This window comes from Methylibium sp. (assembly GCF_031393925.1).
Classification (GTDB): domain Bacteria; phylum Pseudomonadota; class Gammaproteobacteria; order Burkholderiales; family Burkholderiaceae_C; genus Methylibium.
In genome coordinates, this window is record NZ_JANMWL010000052.1 from 1 (window position 1) to 5,142 (window position 5,142).

At 70.2% G+C, this 5,142-nt stretch carries 1 protein-coding gene; it reads left to right on the plus strand.

The window, feature by feature from the left end; translation table 11 throughout:
- Positions 1-57 precede the first annotated feature (57 nt).
- Positions 58-5,142, plus strand: a 5,085-nt coding sequence (locus RMO12_RS03720; RefSeq protein ID WP_309638247.1) for an excinuclease ABC subunit A, incomplete at its 3' end; no start/stop codon positions are given.

Genomic DNA, 5,142 nt, shown 5'->3' on the forward strand with positions numbered 1-5,142 from the left:
GGCTGCGCATCGCGGGCCAGTTCCTAGAATGCTCGGCCCCATCCCTACCGAGACGCCATGCCGAACGGCGCGCGCCGTGCCGGCCTGATCCGCATCCGCGGCGCCAGGCAGCACAACCTCAAGAACCTCGACCTCGACATCGTCACCGGCGAGTTGACGGTGGTCACCGGCCCGAGCGGATCGGGCAAGTCGAGCCTCGTGTTCGACACGCTCTACGCCGAGGGTCAGCGGCGCTACGTCGAAACCTTCAGCGCCTACGCGCGGCAGTTCCTCGACCGCATGGACCGCCCGGCGGTCGACCATGTGGAAGGCGTGCCGCCGGCCATTGCCATCGACCAGACCAACCCGGTGCGCACGTCGCGCTCCACGGTCGGCACGATGACCGAGCTGAACGACCACCTGAAGCTGCTGTTCGCGCGGGCGGCGCAGCTGTTCGACCGGCAGACCGCGCGGCCGGTGCGAGAGGACGACCCCGAGTCGATCTACACCGAGCTGCACCGCCGCGCGCAGCCGGGCCAGCGACTGGTGATCACCTTTCCGGTCGAGTTGCCGGCCAGCGCGAGCGCGGCCGACATCGAGCAGTGGCTGGCGGCCAGCGGCTACACGCGCGTGCAAGCCGAGCGCGAGATCGCCACGCCTACCGGGCCGAGGAAGCTGCTCGACGTGGTGGCGGATCGCTTCCGTCTGGACGGCGTGGAGAAGCCGCGCGTGGTCGAGGCGCTCGAAGTGGCGCTCAAGCGCGGCAGCGGGCGGGTCAACGTGTACGCGACGGCCGTCGTCGGCGCAACCGCGCCTGCGCAAACCACGCCCCTTCGCCCTTCGGGGGAAGGTCGGGATGGGGGCCAGCCCGAGTCGCCCCCTGCGATGGCACCTCACCCATCCTCTGCCCAGAGGGAAGAAGAGCCGTTCAAGCTCTGGCGTTTCTCGGCCGGCCTGCACAGCCCCGACAGCGACCTTCGCTACAGCCAGCCGCAGCCGTCGATGTTCTCGTTCAACTCCGCCTTCGGCGCCTGCGAGACCTGTCGCGGTTTCGGTCGCGTGATCGGCGTCGACTGGGGCCTGGTGATCCCCGACCAGCGCAAGACGCTGCGCAACGGCGCCGTCAAGACGCTCGCCACGCCGGCCTGGAAGGAGGCGCACGCAGCCCTGCTCGAGTACGCGGGCGAGGCCGGCATTCCGCGCGACACCGCGTGGTCGCAGCTCAGCGAGGCGCAGCGCCAGTGGGTCATTGACGGCACGCCCAACTGGAAGGGCAACTGGAACAAGCAGTGGTACGGCGTCAAGCGCTTCTTTGAATACTTGGAGAGCAAGGCCTACAAGATGCACATCCGCGTGCTCTTGTCCAAGTACCGCAGCTACACGCCGTGCCACGTGTGCGGCGGCGCACGGCTGAAGCTCGAGTCGCTGCTCTGGCGCGTCGGCACGAAGGAGGGCGCCGATGCCGTGCTGCCGCCCGGCAAGCGCTTCATGCCGGTGGGCGTGGCGTGGTCGCGTGAGCAGCTCGAAGCGCTGCCCGGCCTTTCGCTGCACGATCTGATGTTGCTGCCCATCGAGCGCCTGCGGGCGTTTTTCGACCGGGCAGGGGCTGTCTCGCCGTTGGCGAGAAGCCCGGCAGCGACGCCGGCCGGCGGTCCCGCCACGGTTGACGACGCACCTCTTGCTCCTTCCCCGTTTGGGGGAAGGCTGGGATGGGGGCCAGCCGGCCCGGCCCTCGATCCCGACGCCCCCCCAGCGGACTCGGCAGTCGGCGGCGCTTTGCATCTGCTCCTGTCGGAGATCCGCACGCGGCTCAAGTACTTGTGCGACGTGGGCATCGCCTATCTCACGCTCGACCGTCAGAGCCGCACCCTGTCGGGCGGCGAGGTGCAGCGCATCAACCTCACCACCGCGCTCGGCACCTCGCTGGTCAACACGCTGTTCGTGCTGGACGAGCCGTCGATCGGCCTGCATCCGCGTGACATGCATCGCATCACCCAGGCGATGAAACGCCTGCGCGACGCCGGCAACACGCTGGTCGTGGTGGAGCACGACCCGGCCGTGATGCTGGCGGCCGACCGCGTGATCGACATGGGCCCCGGCCCGGGCACGCAGGGCGGTCGCATCGTGTTCGACGGCACGCCCGAGCAACTGAAGCGCGCCGACACCATGACCGGCGCCTACCTCGGCGCGCGGCGCTCCATCGGCCTGGGCCTGGCGCGGCGGGTGACCGACGGCACGCCGCGGCTCATCGTCGAAGGGGCGCGCGAGCACAACCTCAGGAACCTCAGCGTCGAGTTCCCGTTGCAGCGGTTGGTGGTGGTGACCGGCGTGTCGGGCTCGGGCAAGAGCAGCCTGATGCAGGACGTGCTGTTCCCGGCGCTGGCGCGCCACTTCGGCCGCGCCACCGAGTCCCCCGGCGCGCACGACCGCCTGCTCGGCGCGGATTGGCTGAGCGACGCGGTGTTCGTGGACCAGTCGCCGATCGGCAAGACCGCGCGCTCCAACCCGGCCAGCTACGTCGGCGCTTTCGACACCTTGCGCACCATCCTGGCCGATGCACCGCTGGCGCGGCAGCGCGGTTACGGCCCCGGCAGCTTCAGCTTCAACGCCGGCAACGGCCGTTGCCCGACCTGCGGCGGCTCGGGCTTCGAGCATGTGGAGATGCAGTTCCTCTCCGACGTCTACCTGCGCTGCCCCGACTGCGACGGCAAACGCTTTCGCCCCGAACTGCTGGAGGTGAAGATCGAGCGCGGCGGCAAGCAGCTGAACGTCCACGAGGTGCTGGAACTCACCGTCGCCGACGCGGTGCGCCTGTTTGCCGAGGACCGCGAGGTGGTGCGCGCGCTGCAGCCGCTGGCCGACGTGGGGCTCGATTACGTCAAGCTCGGCCAGCCGGTGCCCACGCTGTCGGGCGGTGAGGCGCAGCGCCTCAAGCTCGCCGGCTTCTTGGCCGAGGCCGCCAAGAGCGGCAGCGGCTCGCGCCAGCCGGTGGCGAAGAAGGGCACGCTGTTCATGTTCGACGAGCCCACCACCGGCCTGCATTTCGACGACATCGCCAAGCTGATGCGCGCCTTTCGCAAGCTGCTGGAGGCGGGGCATTCGCTGATCGTGATCGAGCACAACCTGGACGTGATCCGCGCGGCGGACTGGTTGGTGGATCTGGGGCCGGAGGGCGGTGAGGGCGGCGGCGAGCTGGTGGCCTGGGGCACGCCCGAGGAGGTCAAGGCACACCCGAGCTCGCACACCGGCAAGGCGTTGCGGGACTACGCGCTGTCGCTGGGAGAGGGTGGCGCGGCGGTCGAGGTGCGCGAGAAGCTTCCAGCCGACGAGGCGTGGCAGGACAAATTTCCTCCCCCGCTGGCGGGAGAGGGCGGGGCCGAAGGCCTGTCGCCGCAAGCGATTGCGGATCGTGGGCGACGGCGGGCCGACCCCCACCGCGACCCTTTGCCAGAGGGAGAGGGAGCAAACCCGGGGAAGGGAGCCCGGCCGGACCAGGGAGCCATCCAAATCGTCAACGCGCGCGAGCACAACCTCAAGGGCCTGTCGGTCGACATTCCGCGCGGCAAGTTCAGCGTCGTCACCGGCGTGTCGGGTTCGGGCAAGAGCACGCTGGCCTTCGACATCCTGTTCAACGAGGGCCAGCGCCGCTATCTCGAATCGCTCAACGCCTACGCGCGCAGCATCGTGCAGCCGGCCGGCCGGCCCGAGGTGGATGCCGTCTACGGCATCCCGCCCACCGTGGCGATCGAGCAGCGCCTCTCGCGCGGTGGGCGCAAGAGCACGGTCGCGACCACCACCGAGGTCTACCACTTCCTGCGCCTGCTCTACGTCAAGCTCGGCACGCAGTACTGCCCTAAATGCACGGCCGACGCGAGCGTGGCGGTGCGGCCGCAGACGCCGGAATCGATCGCCGCGCAGCTGCTGCGCGACCACCGCGGCCAGCACATCGGCCTGCTCGCGCCGCTGGTCATCAACCGGAAGGGCGTCTACACCGACCTCGCCAAATGGGCGCGGCAGCGCGGCCACACGCACCTCAGAGTCGACGGCGAGTTCCTGCCGACCGCCCCCTGGCCGCGCCTGGACCGCTTCAAGGAGCACACGCTCGAACTGCCGGTCGGCGACCTGGTCGTCTCGCCCGACCACGAGCCCGAGCTGCGCGCGCTGCTGGCCAAGGCGCTCGAGCTGGGCAAGGGTGTCGTGCATCTGCTCGGCCCCCTCGACGGCCTCGCGGCCGCGATGGCGGCCGGCGCCGACACGCACCGGCTCGGCCGGATCAAGGTGTTCTCCACCAAGCGCGCCTGCCCGAGCTGCGGCACCAGCTACCCCGAGCTGGACCCGCGCATGTTCTCGTACAACAGCAAGCACGGCTGGTGCGGCGACTGCGTCGGCACCGGCCTCACCCTCACGCGCGAGCAGCGCAAGGCCTACGACGACACCCTGCGCGATGAAGACAGCGGCGGGCGCGAGAAGACCTTCAGCGCCGAGCCGCAGAGCGACGACGTGGCCGATGCGCCCTGCGTCACCTGCCGTGGTGCACGCCTGAACAAGGTGTCGCTGGCGGTGCGCTTCGGCAAGGACGGCGGCCACGGCCACGGCCACGGCACCGGCACCGGCACCAGCACCGGTGGTCCGTCGGGCGAACAGTCGATCGCCCAGGTTGCAGCACTCGCCGTCAACGACGCGCGCCGTTGGGTGGAATCGCAGAAGCTCGACGGCCGCGAAGCCACCATCGCGCGCGACGTGATCGCCGAGATCCGCTCGCGCCTGACCTTCCTCGAGCAAGTCGGCCTCGGCTACCTCACCCTTGACCGCGCCGCGCCCACGCTCAGCGGCGGCGAGGCGCAGCGCATCCGCCTGGCAGCACAGCTCGGCAGCAACCTGCAGGGCGTGTGCTACGTGCTCGACGAGCCCACCATCGGCCTGCACCCGCGCGACAACAAGGTGCTGCTCGACGCGCTGCACCTGCTCGGCCAACAGGGCAACACGCTGGTGGTGGTGGAGCACGACGAAGACACCATCCGCCGTGCCGACCACATCATCGACATCGGCCCCGGCGCCGGCAAACGCGGCGGTCGGCTGGTCGCCGAGGGCAGCGCGGAAGACTTGCTGCGCGAGCCCAGCTCAATCACCGGCCGCATGCTCGCCCACCCGACGCGCCACCCG